This is a genomic window from Shewanella sp. MM_2022_3 (assembly GCF_022557375.1).
In the GTDB taxonomy this organism is placed as follows: domain Bacteria; phylum Pseudomonadota; class Gammaproteobacteria; order Enterobacterales; family Shewanellaceae; genus Shewanella; species Shewanella xiamenensis.
Genome location: NZ_JAKZGV010000001.1, coordinates 1 through 17,275 on the forward strand (window position 1 = coordinate 1; position 17,275 = coordinate 17,275).

Genomic DNA, 17,275 nt, shown 5'->3' on the forward strand with positions numbered 1-17,275 from the left:
CACAAAAATAAAAATAACACACTGTATTTAAATAAAAAATATAAAAATCACCACTATAAAATTAACCAAGATTGTTATTTTTATTTCTCAAAAAAACTCAAAAAACGCAAATAAAACTATTAAAAACACCTGTTTTATCAAAAACCATAAAACTTGATCACCATCATGTTTTTCATAGGTTCAATTTCCTATCATCCAGCCGCCTAAAATTTCACAAATTAAATGTAACCGTCAACATAAGCACTTAACAAACACATTAAATAACACTGAAAATATAATTCAGGTTGAAAATGAGGAACGCAAAATTCTATGACAGCGACAACTTATCAACCAGGAGAAATCCAAGGGCTGATCAAGATTAATGCATCCAAATGCAAAGGATGTGATGCTTGCAAACAGTTCTGCCCAACCCACGCCATTAATGGTGCCTCGGGTGCAGCGCACTCTATCGATGAAGATAAATGTTTAAGTTGCGGACAGTGTTTAATCAACTGCCCCTTTAGCGCCATTGAAGAAACCCACAGCGCCCTTGAAACCGTGATAAAAAAACTCGCCGATAAGAATACCACCGTCGTTGGCATTATCGCCCCTGCGGTACGGGTGGCGATTGGTGAAGAATTTGGCTTAGGCACGGGCGAACTGGTGACAGGTAAACTCTATGGCGCCATGAATCAGGCGGGTTTTAAGATTTTTGATTGTAACTTTGCCGCCGATCTCACCATTATGGAAGAAGGCAGTGAGTTTATTCATCGCCTCCATGCCAATGTGAAAGGTGAAGAAAATGCAGGTGCATTGCCGCAGTTCACCTCCTGCTGCCCGGGCTGGGTACGCTACCTCGAAACCCGCTACCCTGCACTTTTACCTAACCTGTCAACCGCCAAATCGCCCCAGCAAATGGCCGGAACGGTTGCCAAAACTTACGGCGCCAAGGTGTATCAAATGCAGCCGGAGAATATTTTTACCGTCTCTGTGATGCCTTGTACCTCGAAAAAACTCGAAGCCTCACGCCCCGAATTTAACTCTGCTTGGCAATATCATCAGGAACACGGGGCTAACACGCCTTCGTACCAAGATATTGATGCCGTGCTCACCACAAGGGAAATGGCACAGTTACTCAAACTGCTTGATATCGATCTCGCTAATACCGCGGAATATCAAGGTGATAGTTTGTTCTCTGAATACACAGGCGCGGGCACTATTTTTGGTACAACCGGCGGGGTGATGGAAGCGGCACTGCGTACCGCCCATAAAGTGCTGACTGGCGCTGAAATGGCTAAGTTGGAATTTGAACCCGTACGTGGACTAAAAGGGGTGAAATCAGCCTCAGTCAGCCTGTTTGATACCCAGCTTAAACAAAATGTGACCGTCAATGTCGCCGTAGTGCATGACATGGGCAACAACATCGAACCCGTGCTGCGCGATGTGATGGCAGGCACCTCTCCCTACCACTTTATTGAGGTGATGAACTGCGCAGGTGGTTGCGTTAACGGTGGAGGTCAACCTATTGAGGGTAAAGGCTCTTCTTGGTTAGGTAACATTTAACGGGAAACAAAAATGAACAAGAAAAAACACCTATTTGCCGAGGACAGTTTCTTTCTGTCACGCCGTAAATTTATGGCCGTTGGCGCCGCGTTTGTGGCTGCACTCGCGATCCCTATCGGCTGGTTTACCAGCAAGCTTGAGCGCCGGAATGAATACATTAAGGCCAGAAGCCAAGGGTTATATAAGGACGATAGCCTAGCGAAAAAACGTGTCAGCCACGCCAACCCAGCGGTTGAAAAGTACTACAAAGAGTTCGGTGGCGAGCCATTAGGACATATGTCCCACGAGCTGCTACACACCCACTTTGTCGATCGCACTAAATTAAGCTCTTGATTGGAGATGAGAAATGCATCAAGAACATGATATGAGACCCATTTTAAAACATCCGCTAAACGTCAGGATCTTCCACTACATCCTGCTGCTCAGCTTTTTGCCATTAGCCGCGACAGGTTTGTTATTGTTTTTTAAACCGCTTTCCCAAGAAGGTATGCAGCTAACCTATGATGTGCACATTATTGCAGGGATTGTTATGGCCCTCGATGCCGTGGCATTTACCATCATGGCATTCGATCGAGTGGTACTGTTTATCGCACGTGTGTTTAGTTTCTCAGGGCGCGATGTGAAATGGTTTATGGTGTTAGGCGGCTACCCACAGAAATTCTTACTGGGTAAAAAAGTGCCTATTCCACCGATGAACAAATACAACTCAGGCCAAAAACTCTTTGGTGCCTGCGTACTGATTGGCGGCACAGTGCTTATCCTCTCTGGTCTAGTGCTATGGCTTATCCCCCATGCTGCGCCGCGGGATATAGTGTGGTTTTTAGGTCAGGCTCATTTAGTGTCAGGCTTAGTGTTAACCGCCTTTTTACCCGTGCATCTTTTCCTCGCGGTGTACCGCTTTGATGATTTCAAAGCCATGATGATCCACGGCAATGTGCCCTACCATGATGCCGCTGAGTACACCCCTCTGTGGGTTAAAAATGAAATTGCCCCCGTCGCCACTAATGGTGAACAGCTGACAAGCAAATAGCTAAGTCTCCAGCGGCAGTTGCACACAACTGCCGCATTTTCGCATTCATACTCAAGGGCATAGATAACCATGAGCACACACGAGCATCATTCCATTACCGTCACTGACTATAATCCCAACGTCAGCTTTATCGACGATAAAGCGATTTGGCAGACCATTGAAGACGCCAGTAATCCAAGTCGCGAGCAAGTCCTCGCCATTCTCGACAAAGCGCGCCAATGCGAAGGCTTAAGCATTCAAGAAACCGCTCTCCTACTGCAAAACCAAGATAAAGCGCTGGATGAAGCACTCTTTGCCGTCGCCCGTGAGATTAAAAACACCATTTACGGCAATCGTATTGTGATGTTTGCGCCGCTGTATGTGTCGAATCATTGCGCCAATAGTTGTAGTTATTGCGGCTTTAACGCCGATAACCATGAGCTCAAACGTAAAACCTTAAAACAGGATGAAATCCGCCAAGAAGTTGCGATCCTCGAAGAAATGGGCCACAAACGGATTTTGGCCGTTTATGGCGAGCATCCACGCAACAATGTGCAAGCCATTGTTGAAAGTATTCAAACCATGTACAGCGTTAAGCAAGGCAAGGGCGGAGAAATTCGTCGTATCAACGTCAACTGCGCGCCAATGAGTGTGGAGGACTTTAAGCAACTTAAAACAGCGGCGATAGGCACTTATCAATGCTTCCAAGAAACCTATCATCAAGACACCTACAGCCAAGTCCATCTTAAAGGTAAAAAAACCGACTTTTTATACCGCCTCTACGCCATGCACAGGGCGATGGAAGCAGGAATTGACGATGTCGGTATCGGCGCCCTCTTTGGCCTGTATGACCATAGATTTGAGCTGCTCGCCATGCTCACCCATGTTCAACAACTCGAAAAAGATTGTGGCGTTGGCCCACACACTATCTCCTTCCCGCGGATTGAACCTGCCCATGGTTCGGCTATCAGTGAAAAACCGCCCTATGAGGTCGATGATGACTGCTTTAAGCGCATTGTTGCCATCACTCGCCTTGCCGTGCCTTATACCGGGCTGATTATGAGCACGCGGGAAAGTGCGGAGCTGCGCAAAGAACTGTTAGAACTCGGGGTTTCACAAATCAGCGCAGGCTCGCGTACCGCACCGGGTGGTTATCAAGACAGCAAACAAAATCAACATGATGCCGAGCAATTCAGCCTTGGTGATCAACGAGAGATGGACGATATTATTTATGAGCTAGTGACTGATTCAGATGCTATTCCCTCTTTCTGCACGGGTTGTTACCGCAAAGGACGAACTGGCGATCACTTTATGGGATTAGCCAAACAGCAGTTTATTGGCAAATTCTGCCAGCCCAATGCCTTGATCACCTTTAAGGAATATTTGAACGATTACGCCAGTGAAAAGACTCGCGAGGCCGGTAACGCCCTGATAGAGCGAGAACTGGCTAAAATGAGCCCGTCACGGGCGCGCAATGTGCGCGGCTGCTTGCAAAAAACCGATGCGGGTGAACGGGATATCTATCTATAAATGGCATCTTATCTATTCTCAGATCTCGGCGTGCAGTTGCATTTCGGCCTTAACACTAGCGCCTTACTCAATGCGATAGAACGCGCTGATGAAATCGTGCTACACGCGGCCATTTACAGTAATTTTGCCGATAATGCCGTAGGGCAGTTGTTATTGCAGCGGCTACAATACGCCAGCTTAAAGCAACTCACCCTCATTAAACTTGAGCCCACTCGTCTATGGCGGGATGAGTTTGCCACCATCCTAAGGCCCGAGATGCTGCTGCAAGAGGTTGAGCAGCTGTATGATATTTCCCGCCACTGGTGCGCCGAGCTTAAAACGCAGTTTCCTGAGACAGTCAATTTAGTGTCGACCCAAGCGCTACCGTTGCAACCTATATTGTTGATTGGCGATAGACTCTTTGTCGGCCACTACGCCCATAGCCATACCACTTCAGCTCAGGGGCTTTGGCTGGAGTTTGACATCCTTGCTTTAGGCCTTGCGCCAAACAGCTTAATCGATTGGTTTGATACAGGCATCCCCAGTGAGCAAAACTCCGCGGTAGAAGTGGCCCTAGGCCGTTATGTTGATGAATGCCGCCGCGCAGTGGGCGATCTTTGGTATCAAAGCTTGATTGAGCTAGATAAAGGGCGTAACTAATGATCACTCGCCCTAGCCAGCCAGCGCCAGTCACTCAGCCAACGTCCGTTAAACCGACCTTGCTTAAGCCCACAGCATTTTCCTATGCCGAAATCCTTTCGCTACTTCAGGGGCAAGACGATGAATGGTTGTTTAGTCGCGCCCAGCTCGCCACTGAATTGCAATTTAATCAACAGGTGTATTTACGCGGCATTGTCGAGTTTTCGAATCACTGTCGTAACCACTGCCATTACTGTGGTTTACGCACCGAAAATCGGCAGGTAACACGCTATCGACTCTCAAACGAAGAAATCCTTAACGCAGTGGATAGCATTGCCGAGCTGGGACTAGGTACTGTGGTGCTGCAATCGGGGGATGACTTTAACTACAGCGGCAATCGTATTAGTGCCCTTATTACTGAAATTAAACGTCACCACAATCTAGCAATCACTCTGTCACTGGGTGATCGCAAACATCAAGAGCTGGAAAAATGGCGCGAGGCGGGCGCAGATCGCTATTTGCTCAAGATGGAAACCTTTGACCGCGCCCTCTTTGCTCGGTGTCGCCCTAAAGCCAATTTTGACGAGCGCATTGCAAGGCTCAATTATCTTAAGTCTCTGGGATATCAAACTGGCTCAGGGATTATTGTCGATTTACCGGGAATGACGGATGCGATTTTAGCGTGTGATATTCAGCATTTATCGGAGTTGCAGCTCGATATGCTGGCCTGCGGCCCCTTTATTGCCCATAACCAAACACCGTTTGCGACTTCCCCCAATGGCAGCGCCCTTAAGAGTCATAGGGTTAGCGCTATTTTGCGACTGATGAATCCGGGGGCGAATATTCCTGCCACCAGTTCCCTCGACGCCCTCGAAAAAGGCGCAAGGGAACTGGCACTCAAACGCGGATGTAATGTGCTTATGCCCTCCTTCACCCCAGCACAAGTCAGTGGCGATTACAGCATCTATCCGGGAAAAAACCAGCAACAAAACCCAGCCGCAGAGCGACTTAACCAAGTCTGCCAGCAAATTCAACGCCACGCGCTAATCCCCTCCTTTAGCCGTGGTGATTCAAAAAGGACCCAATATGTGTCAAGGCATTAATCCACAAGAGCATAGCCAAACCCAATCGGCACCAAGAGGAATGCGCTACCATATCGCCTTGGTCGGTCGGCGTAATTCGGGGAAATCCTCCCTACTTAATATGATCGCAGGGCAACAGATCTCGATAGTATCCGATATTAAAGGCACAACCACAGATGCCGTGGCCAAGGCCTATGAGTTACAACCCTTAGGGCCAGTGACCTTTTACGATACCGCTGGCATAGACGATGAAGGGACATTAGGAATGATGCGAGTGAGCGCCACTCGCAGAGTGTTGTTTCGCTCCGATATGGCACTCTTAGTCGTTGATGAGCACGGGCTGTGCCCCTCAGACATGGCATTAATTGACGAAATACAGCAATTAGAAATGCCAATACTTGTGGTATTCAATAAAGCCGATATCTGCCTCCCCAAAGCTGAGGATATTGCCTTTTGCCAGACTCAATCCTTACCCTTTATTGTCGTTTCTGCCGCCACAGGTCTTGCAGGTAAACAGCTTAAGCAGTTGATGGTCGAATTAGCACCTGCGGAGTATAAGCAGGAGCCGCTCCTAGCGGGCGATCTCTACCAAGCGGGGGATGTCATTCTCTGTGTCGTCCCTATCGATATGGCCGCACCTAAGGGACGATTGATCCTGCCACAGGTGCAGATACTGCGTGAGGCGCTTGATCGCAGCGCCATCGCAATGGTCGTCAAAGAAACAGAACTAACGCAGGCATTATCAGTGGTTACGCCTAAGCTGGTGATTTCTGATGCTCAAGCGATTAAGCAAGTCGCCGCCACAGTGCCAGACGCAGTCCCTCTCACCACCTTCTCAACCTTATTTGCCCGATTTAAAGGCGATTTAGCCGTTCTCGCTGCGGGAGCTGATGCTTTAGATAAATTGCAAGATGGTAATAAAGTGCTCATCGCCGAAGCCTGTAGTCACAATGTGCAGGAGGACGATATTGGCCGAGTTAAACTTCCCCGCTGGATAAATAGCTACACCGGCAAACAACTCCAGTTTGTAGTCACATCTGGGCACGACTTTCCCGATGATTTAGAACAATATGCCCTCGTCATCCACTGCGGCGCTTGTATGTTTAACCGCAATGAAATGCTCCGTCGCATTCGTGAATGTCAACGGCGGCAGGTGCCTATCACTAACTATGGGGTGGCGATTTCTAAATTACAGGGCGTGCTACCGCGAGTGCTTGCGCCTTTTAACCGCAATCCACAGCAATAGCGTATGTGTTTTAGCGTCTGGCTTGGCTGCACTCAAGTGGCTAAGCCTGATTAGCGTTAATACGTGACAAACAGCCACTCACACAGCAATGCTAAATCGCGCCCATAAAAAAACACCGCCGAAGCGGTGTTTTTCATTTAAAGCAGTTGGTAATTAAGCTTCTGCAACGATAGAAACTTTAACAACAGCTTTAACTTCAGTGTGTAATTGAACTTCAACTTCGAAGTCGCCAGTAGTACGCAGAGCGCCTAATGGTAAACGAACTTCTGATTTAGCCAGTTCAACGCCAGCAGCAGTTACTGCATCAGCGATGTCACGGTTGCCAACTGAACCAAACAGTTTGCCTTCATCACCCGCTTTAGAAGCAATAACAACAGCTTCCAGAGCAGCGATTTTCTCAGCACGTTGGTTAGCAGCAGCCAGATCAGCAGCGATTTTAGCTTCTAATTCAGCGCGACGAGCTTCAAATACTTTAACGTTGCTTTCGTTAGCAACAACAGCTTTACCTTGTGGCAGCAGGTAGTTACGAGCGTAACCAGCTTTAACTGCAACTTGGTCACCCAGGTTACCCAGGTTAGCGATTTTATCAAGCAGAATAACGTTCATTATCAAATCCTCTATATTCGATTAGGAATACTGCAATTACTGATGTAAATCAGTGTATGGCAGTAGAGAAAGATAACGAGCACGCTTGATAGCGCGAGCTAGTTGACGCTGATATTTAGCACTAGTACCAGTGATACGGCTTGGAACGATTTTGCCGCTTTCAGTGATGTAGTTCTTTAAAGTAACGATATCTTTGTAATCAATTTCTGCAACACCTTCAGCGGTGAAACGGCAGAACTTGCGACGACGGAAATAACGTGCCATTTGACAGTCTCCTAAGTTTTCAATTCGACATTTTCGGCATGGATGACTAAGCGATTTTGGCCATTTCGCCCCTGTTGAAGCGTCATAAAACCTTGTACTTGTACTTCCACACCTGCTTTCAGATTATCTGCCACGCTTTCAAAACGTGGTCCACTCAATATCACTTGTATTTGAACGTAGACATTGCGGAGCATATCTGCTTCATAACGCTGCGATTTGTGTTCTAGCATGATCACACTATGTGCAATGCCTGCCGGGCTTTTAAAGCGTCTGGAACGGGTTATGGTTCCTGACAACACCAAGTTATTGGTGGTCACAGAAAAACTTACTCAGCGATTTCTTCAGCGTTAGCTTCATCATATGAGCGGTCGCCAGCTGGGCCACGACGTGAATCGCGCTCATCTTTAGCTTTCGCCATTGGAGATGCTTCAGTAACGGCAACTTTAGTACGCATTACCATGTTACGCAGAACTGCGTCGTTGAAACGGAAAGCAGTTTCTAGCTCTTCAATCGTCTCTGCTGGTGCTTCAACGTTCATCAGAACATAGTGAGCTTTATGCAGATCTTGGATTGGGTAAGCCAGTTGACGACGGCCCCAATCTTCTAAACGGTGGATTTTGCCGTTAGCTTCGGTGATAACACCGGTGTAACGCTCAATCATACCTGGTACTTGTTCACTTTGATCTGGGTGAACCATAAATACGATTTCGTAATGACGCATTTATTGCTCCTTACGGTTATGTAGCCTCGTTATTGGCTCAGTCAAACCAAATAGAGGCAAGGAACGAAAATAGTGACTGATTTGAGCGCGAGATAGTACAGAAAGCAGACGCGAAACTCAAGCAATAACTTTGCCTCAACACCCAATACAGGTATGATGACGCCTCACCCCTATTCGGATATCAGACATCAGCCTCTCAAGAACCCATTATAATGCTAAAAGTTATCGCACCAGTTAGTTTGTTTTGCCTATCTTTTCCTGCACTTGCGCTTGTCCCTCCCGATTATCAGGAACCACCAAGTGATTTGACTGCAGAAGTCGAAGCCGGCTTACAATTGAACACAGGCAATACCGAATCGAGCAGTTTTAATGGTCGAACCCAACTGATTTACGATACTAAACAAACTAAGCAGGAAGCGACGCTAAAAGCGTATTTTGCTTCTGAAAAAAATCAAACCACCTCCGAAAAGTACGAACTCCAGCTTCAAAGCAACTATAAACTCAACAAAGGTTATATCTTCGGCCGTGGCGACTTCACTTGGGATCAGTTTGGTAGTTATACCCAAATCTCAACTCTTTCTTCGGGTTATGGTTTTAACGCAATTAGTAGCTACAAGACCAAACTCAGTCTCGAAATCGGCCCAGGTTATCGATACAACTTGCCTGCCGAGTCAGTCGCAGAGCCAGACCCCGCTCCCGAAAAGGATGTGATCCTACGTACTGCGGCAAAGTTTTCTCAAAAATTACAGGAATACACCAGTATCAATGCCGATCTCACCGCCGAAGTGGGCGAAAATAACAATACCCTGACTCTCGATATGAACTACAAAAATTTAGTATTTCAGGATTGGGCCTTTAAAATCGGCATGAACATCAAGTTCACCGAAGTGGTTCCTGAGGGCAGCCAGCAGACGGATACCATCACCACCTTTAACTTGCTGTATACCTTTAGATAAACAAGCAATAAAACGATTTGGCTGGCACAACAATTCCCCCACTCAGCCAAATCCCATTTCAGCACAATTTAGTGACCCACACATAAAAACGATAAATTAGTCGATAAATTCCAACATTTTGCAACACGGAATAAACACCGACTGCTGATATACTCTCCCTGGCAATCATACAAGGAGCAGTTAATGACAAACCCGCTACGTACTTTCGCCTCTTTATATAGCACGACGTTATTAACAGTGCTGGCTGGCGGTTTACTCACCACATATTTAGGCCTTAGGCTCTCGGTGATGCACGTTCCGCAGTTGTGGATAGGTAGCATGATGTCGGCCTACTATGTCGGCCTTGTCGCAGGATCTAAGATTGGCCACCGGCTAATCGCCCAAGTCGGACATATCCGTGCCTTTGTCGCTAGTGCTGGGATCGTTGCCGCCTCCGCACTTGGTCACGCACTCGTAGATGAGTTAGCTATTTGGATCCTGCTAAGACTTATCGTCGGTATGGGGATGATGTGCCAATACATGGTGCTCGAAAGTTGGCTCAATGAACAGGCTGAAAGCAGCCAACGCGGCACTGTGTTTGCCAGCTACATGATAGTCTCTTACTTCGGTTTGATCTTGGGCCAAGGTGCCATCAGCCTCTATCCTGAACTCGGTCTAGAGCCGCTGTTACTGATCGCCATCTGCTTTGCCCTGTGTATTGTCCCGATTTCTTTAACGCGGCGTATTCACCCAGCACCACTGGTGCCCGCCCCCTTAAAAATTGCTCACTATTGGCGCAAAGCGCCGCAGGCACTAACGACCATTGCCATTGGCAGCATGATTGTAGGCTCCTTTTACGGTTTGGCGCCTGCTTATGCGAGCAACTTAGGTTTACCGCCCGAGAAGGTGGCCACCTATATGACGGCAACCATTCTCGCGGGCCTACTCGCCCAATGGCCAATGGGAAAATTATCTGACATTATGTCCCGCAGTCGCCTGATCCGAATCAACTGCGTACTGCTTGGGATCTTAGCATTAGCTATCGCCCTCACTCCCTATCATCCGACACTCTCACTGGTGATGACGTTTTTGTTCGGCATTCTTGGCTTTACCTTCTATCCCTTGGCAACCGCACTGGCTAACTCCCGTGTCGAGCAAAGTGAAAGGGTAGGACTATCGGCAACCATTTTGCTCACCTTTGGCATGGGCGCCAGCATCGGCCCATTAATCGCCTCGACTCTTATGCAATGGTTTGGCAACAGCATGCTCTATGGCTTTATGTCGGCCTGTACCTTAATCCTGTTTTTACGGCTACGTTATGTTCACTCACAGCAAAAAACCGAAACCAGTGTCACCCAAGACTACATCATGGCGACCGGTGACTTAGTCTCATCACCACTGGCTGCGGCACTTGACCCGAGGGTGGATGTTGAATCGGTGCAGGAACACATGACACCAACACAGCAGGAAGATGAAGAAGATTTAGGTGCCGATGCCCTTGTTGAAGATGCAGAGAATGATAATGAGCAACAGCTAACATTCGAGTTTGAATTTCACCCAGCGCCCAGCTTTATCCACGATGAGACAAACGAGGTGGACGAATCCAACCTCGATGCTATTAAAACCAATTAAGGGTTGATTTAGGCAATAAAAAAAGACGGGCTCGCCCGTCTTTTTTATTGATATATATCAATTAGCTACGGCGTTGACGCACGGCTTCGAATAGGCAAATACCCGTGGCGACCGACACGTTTAAGCTAGAGACGCTTCCCGACATAGGAATCGAAACTAAAGTATCGCAACACTCACGGCTTAGGCGGCGTAAACCTTTGCCTTCGGCGCCCATCGCAATCGCTAATGGCCCTTTAAGATCGGCTTGATAAAGCTCGCAATCCGCTTCACCCGCCGTCCCCACAATCCATACGCCCTTTTCCTGCAGATGGCGCATAGTGCGGGCGAGGTTAGTCACTTGGAATAACGGCACGGTTTCAGCTGCGCCGCAAGCGACCTTACTAACCACAGCCGTTAAGCCAACGGAGTTATCCTTTGGCACAATAATGCCCTGCACGCCCGCCGCATCGGCGTTACGTAAGCAGGCACCTAGGTTATGCGGATCGGTAACGCCATCTAAAATCAATAAAAACGGTAAGTCGGTCTTTGCTAACAGCTCATCTAAGTCATGCTCACCAAGGATTTTAGCCGCTTTCACACGGGCAATAATACCTTGGTGCTGAGTACTTTCGGCTTTCTCGTCCAACACTTTGCGTGAAGTCACTTGAATGCTCGTGCCAAAGGCTTTCGCTTGACGGATCAGCGGGGTTAAACGCTCATCCTCACGGCCCTGCAACAGCCAAAGTTCAATAATGCGCTCAGGGCTGTGTTTTAACAGCGCTTCAACCGCGTGGATCCCAAAAATAATATCTTGTTTTTTCATTTACTTCTTTCTCGTGCTCCGCTTCGCGGCCTTTGGCTTTTTCGCCGTATCTTTTACACTTTTCTTAGGCTTAGTGCCCGCTTTAGACTTAGACTTACTCGCCGCTTTGTCTGAACCCGCTTTCGCTTTAACGCCAGTCGATTTAGCCGTTTTCGCCATTTTCGCGCCTTCGCGGTTTACCCGCTCACGGGCTGTCATGGGTTTGTCGCGACTAGGTGCCGCCTTGCGGCGACCGCCTTTACCACTGTCGCCAATCATGACTAAGTCAATCTGTCTATCATCCAAGTTTACCGCGGCCACTTTTACCGTGACAGGGTCACCCACTTGATAGATTTGACCTGTGTGCTCACCAATCAAACGCTGACGCATAGGATCGAACTGGTAATAATCGCTGCCCAGGCTAGAAATATGCACTAAGCCATCGATAAATAAGTCATTTAAGCGAACGAATAAACCAAAGTTAGTGACAGAGGCTATCACGGCCTCGAAGGTGTCACCCACATGGTCCTGCATAAATTCACATTTAAGCCAGTCGCTTACATCACGTGTTGCTTCATCGGCGCGGCGTTCAGTCGTAGAACATTCTTCGCCTAATTTATCTAATTCATCGAGTTGATAGTGGTAGCCACCATCGGGAGTCCATTTCTCATTGGCTTCACCTTTTTCTTTCGCCAACAAATAGCGGATCACTCGGTGCAGCACTAAGTCAGGATAACGACGAATAGGCGAGGTAAAATGCGCGTATTCTTCCAGTGCCAAACCAAAATGGCCTTCGTTATCAGGCGTGTAGATTGCTTGGCGCATAGAGCGCAGCAACATCACTTGAATAAGTTCAGCATCGGGACGGTCGGCAATCTGCAACATTACATTTTGATAATCTGCAGGCGTTGGCTCAAGCCCTCCGCCCATGCTCAAACCACGCTCAGCTAAAAACTCTTTAAAGTTTGCCAGTTTCTGCTCAGAGGGTGACTCATGCACGCGATAGAGGATTTCACCCTTATGCTTTTTCACAAACTTAGCAGCAGACACGTTCGCCAAAATCATACATTCTTCAATGATTTTATGAGCTTGATTACGCGCTCTTGGCACAATCTTATCGATCTTGCGCTGTTCGTTAAAAATAAACTGCGTTTCTATCGTCTCAAATGCTATCGCACCGCGCTCTGCGCGCTGTTCATCAAGCGCTAAATAAAGCGACTGTAAGCATTGAAGATGTGGAAAGAGTGCTTCATGCTCAGGCGCAATCGGCCCACCTTCGAGCATCGCAGCGACTTGGGTGTAGGTAAAGCGCGCGTGTGAATGCATCAACGCCGGATAAAACTTATAACCCGATAACTTACCGCGGGCTGAAACCGTCATCTCTGCAACCATACACAGGCGGTCAACATGAGGATTGAGTGAACACAAGCCGTTAGAGATTTTCTCCGGCAACATTGGGATCACTTGCGATGGGAAGTACACCGAGTTACCACGGGCACGGGCTTCAGTATCTAAGGCCGAATCGGTACGCACATAATAGCTTACATCGGCAATCGCCACCCACAGACGCCAACCACCACTGGGTTTAGCTTCGGCATAAACAGCATCGTCAAAGTCGCGGGCATCTTCACCATCGATGGTCACTAAGGGTAGATCACGCAGATCGACACGACCCACTTTATCTGATTCAGTCACTTCATCGGGAATACGGCGCAGTTTCTTTTCAATGGCGGCCGACCACGTATGGGGAAGATCGTAATTGCGCAGGGCTATTTCGATTTCCATTCCCGGTGCCATTTGCTTGCCAAGCACTTCGGTCACTTTGCCTGCGGCTTTAACAAATCGACCGGGACGGCGGGTTAATTCTACCACCACCACATCGCCTTGACGGGCGCCATTGCGATCTTCACTAGCGATTAAAATTTCTTGGGTAATGCGCTTATCATCGGCAATCACAAATGCCATGCCACTGTCGACATGGAATCGACCAACAATCGCAGCACTACGGGGCTGGATCAAACGGACAATACGGGCTTCACGACGACCTTTACGATCCATACCGGCTTTTTGTGCCAGCACTTTATCGCCATGGAAATACATCAGCATATCGCGATTTGAGATAAATAGATCGTCGCCACCTTCGTCAGGTTTAAAGAAGCCGTAGCCTTCTCGGTGCCCAAGAACAATGCCGGGGATCAGATCCATTTTTTCAGGTAAGCCGTAGCTTTGACCGCGGGTAAATACCAATTCACCGTCGCGCTCCATCGCCCGTAAACGGCGGCGCAGGGCTTCTAATTGCTCTTCATCATGGATCTGTAGTGCAGCAGCGATGCTGTCACGGGTAATAGGTGATTTTTGAGAACGTAAGTACTCGATAATATACTCACGACTTGGGATAGGGTTTTCGTACTTATCCTGTTCACGCTCGAAATGAGGGTCTTTGATCATTCAATATCCAATATTTTTGTCTCAATCAGTAGAGACAACTCAACGGGTTCGCAAGTGCTCTTGCTGGGCCCGCGCCACTGCACTGGCGGGCATTTTAGCGGCTAACACCTGCAGTAATGACAAGGCTTTTTTCTTAGTCGCCTCATCGGTAAATACATTGTTGTATAACCAGTTATAGGCCATTTCATAGTCTCTTGGACTACCATAACCTTCACCGTATAAACGGACCAGCATCATCCGCGCGGCTAAACTACCGCTCGCTGCCGCTGGCAATAAATAATTGACCGCACGGTCTTTATTACGAATAACAAACTTACCATTTTGATAATATTCGGCAAGTTTCACCATGGCCTCGGGGCTGCCCTGCTCAGCTGCATCACGCAATAACCCCATCCCTTTGACCGCATTGGCTTTTACACAGATTCCGTGGTTGAGCATTTCTCCCCACAAAAACTGATACAGGGGCTGCTTTAAGACTTCTGCGCGCGCTTCGATGTCTTGCACTAACTGACAGTCATCTTGTTTGACTCTTGCCAAATACTTTTCACCGCGGATCATTTCAAGTAATTGATCTTGAGAATAAATATCCACCGCCTGTGTTTCAGCAAAGCACATTGAAGATACTAAGGGCAGCAGCGCAACTAATGCAGTACGTAGCATAACGACTCTCAATGACAATAAGGTGAATACTTGCATCGGCAGTATAACCTATTTCTTGAGCTCGAGCCGAATTTCTAACCACGAAAGCAAACAGGAAGGAACAGCAGAGGAAGAAAAGGCCGTGAAACACGGCCTCTACGATTTTAGTTAAACGGGCTAACTAAAATCATCGTCTCATTACGGTCTGGACCGGTAGAAATGATGTCGATCGGCGTTTCTAACAACTCTTCAATACGCTTGATGTAGTTGATAGCTGCTTGCGGTAACTGATCTAAAGAGGTCGCACCGAAAGTTGACTCGCTCCAGCCTGGCATAGTTTCATAAACAGGAGTGACCTGCTCATAACCTTCAGCTGCTAATGGCGTAACTTTGGAGATAGTGCCATCTGGATGTTGATAACCCACACAGATCTTCACTTCTTTCAGGCCATCAAGTACGTCTAACTTTGTTAAGCAGAAGCCGCTTACGCTGTTGATTTGTACTGCGCGGCGCATTGCCACTGCATCTAACCAACCTGGACGACGTTTACGACCAGTAGTCGCACCAAATTCATGACCTTTAGTCCCTAAATGATCACCCACTTCACATAAGAGTTCAGTTGGGAAAGGACCAGCACCAACGCGAGTGGTGTATGCCTTCATGATACCTAAGACATAGTCTAAATGACGTGGACCAAAGCCGCTGCCTGTCGCCACACCACCTGCGGTCGTATTTGACGAAGTCACAAACGGATAAGTACCGTGGTCAATGTCTAACAGTGTACCTTGTGCGCCTTCGAACAGGATTGGCTCACCCGCTTTACGCGCGTTATCCAAAAGTTCAGTCACGTCAACACACATGCTCTTCAGATAGTCAGCTAAGGCTAACGCATCGCTAAGTGTTTGCTCGTAATCTACGGCGTCAACTTTGTAGTACTCTGTCAGCATAAAGTTATGATATGCCATAACTTCTTTCAGCTTTTCAGCAAATAGTTCAGCATTGAACAGATCGCCCACACGCAGACCGCGACGAGAAATCTTATCTTCATACGCAGGACCAATTCCACGACCCGTAGTACCAATAGCTTTGTTACCGCGCGCTTTTTCGCGAGCGATGTCTAAGGCACTGTGGAATGGTAGGATCAGCGGACATGCTTCAGAAATCAGCAGACGTTCCTCAACAGGAATGCCACGCTCTTTGAGCATGTTGATTTCTTTCATCAGTGCGTCGGGTGCAAGCACCACACCATTACCGATAATGCATTTCACATTGTCGCGTAGGATGCCTGATGGGATCAGATGAAGTACGGTTTTATCGCCATTGATCACTAAAGTGTGACCTGCGTTATGACCGCCCTGGTAGCGAACTACATATTTTGCCTGTTCTGTTAGAAGGTCGACAATCTTACCTTTTCCTTCGTCACCCCATTGAGTGCCGAGAACAACTACGTTTTTGCCCATTGTTTGCTGCAAGGTTGTGGTTAAAAAAGAATTCTAACAGATTTTAAACCGCAAGTGGTAAGGCATTTATGAAAAAATAATCAAAATGACCACACCAGCAGTGACTAATGAGCCACCGATTCGACGCAAAACTTGCTGATTTTGATTGGAAAGTTCATTTAAATATCGGCGCCATTTATTGGGGAATAACAATGGTCCCACACCTTCCAAAATCAACACCAGTGCCACGGCTAGCATAAATAACTGTAAGCTCATCTTCCTCTCTCTTAGCTTTTTCTACCCTAAAAATCGGTGATTAATACGAGGATAACCAATTTTAGGCAATAAAAAACCCAGCATAAGCTGGGTTTTTTGAGATTCCAAAACGTATTAACGCTTAGAGAATTGTGGCTTACGACGTGCTTTACGTAGACCCACTTTCTTACGCTCAACTTTACGAGCGTCACGGGTAACGAAACCAGCAGAACGTAATGATGGACGCAGAGCTTCATCTAATTGCATCAGGGCACGAGTGATACCGTGACGGATTGCACCTGCTTGGCCAGTGATACCACCGCCTTTAACAGTTACATAGATGTCCAGCTTGTCAGTCATTTCAACTAACTCTAATGGTTGACGAACAACCATACGAGCAGTTTCACGACCAAAGTATTGGTCCAAAGGACGTTGATTTACAACGATGTTGCCACTACCAGCTTTAGCGAATACGCGTGCTGTAGAGGTTTTGCGACGGCCAGTGCCGTAGTACTGAGTTGCAGCCAT

The 17,275-nt window shown here is 47.6% G+C and carries 19 protein-coding genes; 9 read left to right on the plus strand and 10 right to left on the minus strand.

What is annotated here, in order from left to right; all coding sequences use genetic code 11:
• Positions 1-309 precede the first annotated feature (309 nt).
• The 7 genes from hydA to hydF all read left to right on the plus strand — a co-directional run bounded on the left by hydA (position 310) and on the right by hydF (position 7,027).
• Positions 310-1,542, plus strand: a complete 1,233-nt coding sequence (gene hydA, locus MMG82_RS00005) for an iron hydrogenase large subunit HydA (RefSeq protein WP_172589062.1) — start codon at positions 310-312, stop codon at positions 1,540-1,542.
• Positions 1,543-1,554: 12 nt separating this feature from the next.
• Complete coding sequence (gene hydB / locus MMG82_RS00010; protein ID WP_023268564.1) at positions 1,555-1,875, plus strand: iron hydrogenase small subunit HydB; 321 nt, start codon at positions 1,555-1,557, stop codon at positions 1,873-1,875.
• A 13-nt stretch (positions 1,876-1,888) separates the two neighbouring features.
• Positions 1,889-2,572: a cytochrome b/b6 domain-containing protein gene (locus MMG82_RS00015; protein WP_037427165.1), complete on the plus strand. Its 684-nt coding sequence runs from the start codon at positions 1,889-1,891 to the stop codon at positions 2,570-2,572.
• A 69-nt stretch (positions 2,573-2,641) separates the two neighbouring features.
• Positions 2,642-4,081 carry a [FeFe] hydrogenase H-cluster radical SAM maturase HydG gene (hydG, locus tag MMG82_RS00020; protein ID WP_241406222.1) on the plus strand — a complete coding sequence of 480 codons (1,440 nt, stop codon included), beginning with the start codon at positions 2,642-2,644 and terminating at the stop codon, positions 4,079-4,081.
• Entirely contained in the window at positions 4,082-4,720 is a 639-nt protein-coding gene (locus MMG82_RS00025) for a hypothetical protein (RefSeq protein WP_241406223.1), read from the plus strand. It begins immediately after the preceding gene.
• Positions 4,720-5,802, plus strand: coding sequence for a [FeFe] hydrogenase H-cluster radical SAM maturase HydE (hydE, locus tag MMG82_RS00030; protein ID WP_241406224.1), 1,083 nt, complete (start codon positions 4,720-4,722; stop codon positions 5,800-5,802). Before MMG82_RS00025 ends, hydE begins: the two co-directional genes overlap by 1 nt.
• A complete protein-coding gene (hydF, locus tag MMG82_RS00035) occupies positions 5,786-7,027 on the plus strand; it encodes a [FeFe] hydrogenase H-cluster maturation GTPase HydF (protein ID WP_241406225.1) in 1,242 nt (413 codons plus the stop codon). Before hydE ends, hydF begins: the two co-directional genes overlap by 17 nt.
• 153 nt (positions 7,028-7,180) lie before the next feature.
• On the opposite strand, the gene rplI is transcribed toward hydF, so the two are convergent.
• From rplI to rpsF, 4 genes are read right to left on the minus strand one after another with little or no spacing between them, the layout of a single operon-like run.
• Positions 7,181-7,633 (minus strand): 50S ribosomal protein L9, encoded by a 453-nt coding sequence (gene rplI, locus MMG82_RS00040; protein WP_037422085.1) that lies wholly within the window; start codon positions 7,631-7,633, stop codon positions 7,181-7,183.
• A 36-nt stretch (positions 7,634-7,669) separates the two neighbouring features.
• Positions 7,670-7,897 carry a 30S ribosomal protein S18 gene (gene rpsR, locus MMG82_RS00045; protein ID WP_006083042.1) on the minus strand — a complete coding sequence of 76 codons (228 nt, stop codon included), beginning with the start codon at positions 7,895-7,897 and terminating at the stop codon, positions 7,670-7,672.
• 11 nt (positions 7,898-7,908) lie between these two features.
• The gene (gene priB / locus MMG82_RS00050; protein WP_011073673.1) at positions 7,909-8,214 is read right to left on the minus strand and encodes a primosomal replication protein N; all 306 of its coding nucleotides are present in this window, start codon (positions 8,212-8,214) and stop codon (positions 7,909-7,911) included.
• 8 nt (positions 8,215-8,222) lie between these two features.
• Positions 8,223-8,618, minus strand: a complete 396-nt coding sequence (gene rpsF / locus MMG82_RS00055) for a 30S ribosomal protein S6 (RefSeq protein WP_011623998.1) — start codon at positions 8,616-8,618, stop codon at positions 8,223-8,225.
• Positions 8,619-8,830: 212 nt separating this feature from the next.
• Here rpsF and MMG82_RS00060 point away from each other — a divergent pair, with 212 nt between their 5' ends.
• Both MMG82_RS00060 and MMG82_RS00065 read left to right on the plus strand, forming a co-directional pair.
• Positions 8,831-9,574: a DUF481 domain-containing protein gene (locus MMG82_RS00060; RefSeq protein WP_047539304.1), complete on the plus strand. Its 744-nt coding sequence runs from the start codon at positions 8,831-8,833 to the stop codon at positions 9,572-9,574.
• A gap of 183 nt (positions 9,575-9,757) precedes the next feature.
• The gene (locus tag MMG82_RS00065) at positions 9,758-11,185 is read left to right on the plus strand and encodes an MFS transporter (protein ID WP_047539301.1); all 1,428 of its coding nucleotides are present in this window, start codon (positions 9,758-9,760) and stop codon (positions 11,183-11,185) included.
• Positions 11,186-11,246: 61 nt separating this feature from the next.
• Here the strand turns inward: MMG82_RS00065 and rlmB are convergent, their stop codons facing one another.
• From rlmB to rpsI, 6 genes are all read right to left on the minus strand, one after another.
• Complete coding sequence (gene rlmB, locus MMG82_RS00070) at positions 11,247-11,987, minus strand: 23S rRNA (guanosine(2251)-2'-O)-methyltransferase RlmB (RefSeq protein ID WP_037427160.1); 741 nt, start codon at positions 11,985-11,987, stop codon at positions 11,247-11,249.
• Positions 11,988-14,414 carry a ribonuclease R gene (gene rnr / locus MMG82_RS00075; RefSeq protein WP_047539298.1) on the minus strand — a complete coding sequence of 809 codons (2,427 nt, stop codon included), beginning with the start codon at positions 14,412-14,414 and terminating at the stop codon, positions 11,988-11,990. It abuts the gene before it with no gap.
• A 39-nt stretch (positions 14,415-14,453) separates the two neighbouring features.
• Entirely contained in the window at positions 14,454-15,110 is a 657-nt protein-coding gene (gene motX / locus MMG82_RS00080; RefSeq protein ID WP_172590603.1) for a flagellar protein MotX, read from the minus strand.
• A 107-nt stretch (positions 15,111-15,217) separates the two neighbouring features.
• Positions 15,218-16,513, minus strand: coding sequence for an adenylosuccinate synthase (locus MMG82_RS00085; RefSeq protein ID WP_037422070.1), 1,296 nt, complete (start codon positions 16,511-16,513; stop codon positions 15,218-15,220).
• Positions 16,514-16,579: 66 nt separating this feature from the next.
• The gene (locus MMG82_RS00090) at positions 16,580-16,768 is read right to left on the minus strand and encodes a DUF2065 domain-containing protein (protein WP_047533524.1); all 189 of its coding nucleotides are present in this window, start codon (positions 16,766-16,768) and stop codon (positions 16,580-16,582) included.
• A 114-nt stretch (positions 16,769-16,882) separates the two neighbouring features.
• Complete coding sequence (gene rpsI / locus MMG82_RS00095) at positions 16,883-17,275, minus strand: 30S ribosomal protein S9 (RefSeq protein ID WP_006083052.1); 393 nt, start codon at positions 17,273-17,275, stop codon at positions 16,883-16,885.

Coding starts and splice junctions, on each gene's coding strand:
- hydA (WP_172589062.1), top strand. CDS start 310: ATGACAGCGACAACTTATCAACCAGGAGAAATCCAAGGGCTGATCAAG.
- hydB (WP_023268564.1), top strand. CDS start 1,555: ATGAACAAGAAAAAACACCTATTTGCCGAGGACAGTTTCTTTCTGTCA.
- MMG82_RS00015 (WP_037427165.1), top strand. CDS start 1,889: ATGCATCAAGAACATGATATGAGACCCATTTTAAAACATCCGCTAAAC.
- hydG (WP_241406222.1), top strand. CDS start 2,642: ATGAGCACACACGAGCATCATTCCATTACCGTCACTGACTATAATCCC.
- MMG82_RS00025 (WP_241406223.1), top strand. CDS start 4,082: ATGGCATCTTATCTATTCTCAGATCTCGGCGTGCAGTTGCATTTCGGC.
- hydE (WP_241406224.1), top strand. CDS start 4,720: ATGATCACTCGCCCTAGCCAGCCAGCGCCAGTCACTCAGCCAACGTCC.
- hydF (WP_241406225.1), top strand. CDS start 5,786: ATGTGTCAAGGCATTAATCCACAAGAGCATAGCCAAACCCAATCGGCA.
- rplI (WP_037422085.1), bottom strand. CDS start 7,633: ATGAACGTTATTCTGCTTGATAAAATCGCTAACCTGGGTAACCTGGGT.
- rpsR (WP_006083042.1), bottom strand. CDS start 7,897: ATGGCACGTTATTTCCGTCGTCGCAAGTTCTGCCGTTTCACCGCTGAA.
- rpsF (WP_011623998.1), bottom strand. CDS start 8,618: ATGCGTCATTACGAAATCGTATTTATGGTTCACCCAGATCAAAGTGAA.
- MMG82_RS00060 (WP_047539304.1), top strand. CDS start 8,831: ATGCTAAAAGTTATCGCACCAGTTAGTTTGTTTTGCCTATCTTTTCCT.
- MMG82_RS00065 (WP_047539301.1), top strand. CDS start 9,758: ATGACAAACCCGCTACGTACTTTCGCCTCTTTATATAGCACGACGTTA.
- rlmB (WP_037427160.1), bottom strand. CDS start 11,987: ATGAAAAAACAAGATATTATTTTTGGGATCCACGCGGTTGAAGCGCTG.
- rnr (WP_047539298.1), bottom strand. CDS start 14,414: ATGATCAAAGACCCTCATTTCGAGCGTGAACAGGATAAGTACGAAAAC.
- motX (WP_172590603.1), bottom strand. CDS start 15,110: ATGCAAGTATTCACCTTATTGTCATTGAGAGTCGTTATGCTACGTACT.
- MMG82_RS00085 (WP_037422070.1), bottom strand. CDS start 16,513: ATGGGCAAAAACGTAGTTGTTCTCGGCACTCAATGGGGTGACGAAGGA.
- MMG82_RS00090 (WP_047533524.1), bottom strand. CDS start 16,768: ATGAGCTTACAGTTATTTATGCTAGCCGTGGCACTGGTGTTGATTTTG.
- rpsI (WP_006083052.1), bottom strand. CDS start 17,275: ATGGCTGCAACTCAGTACTACGGCACTGGCCGTCGCAAAACCTCTACA.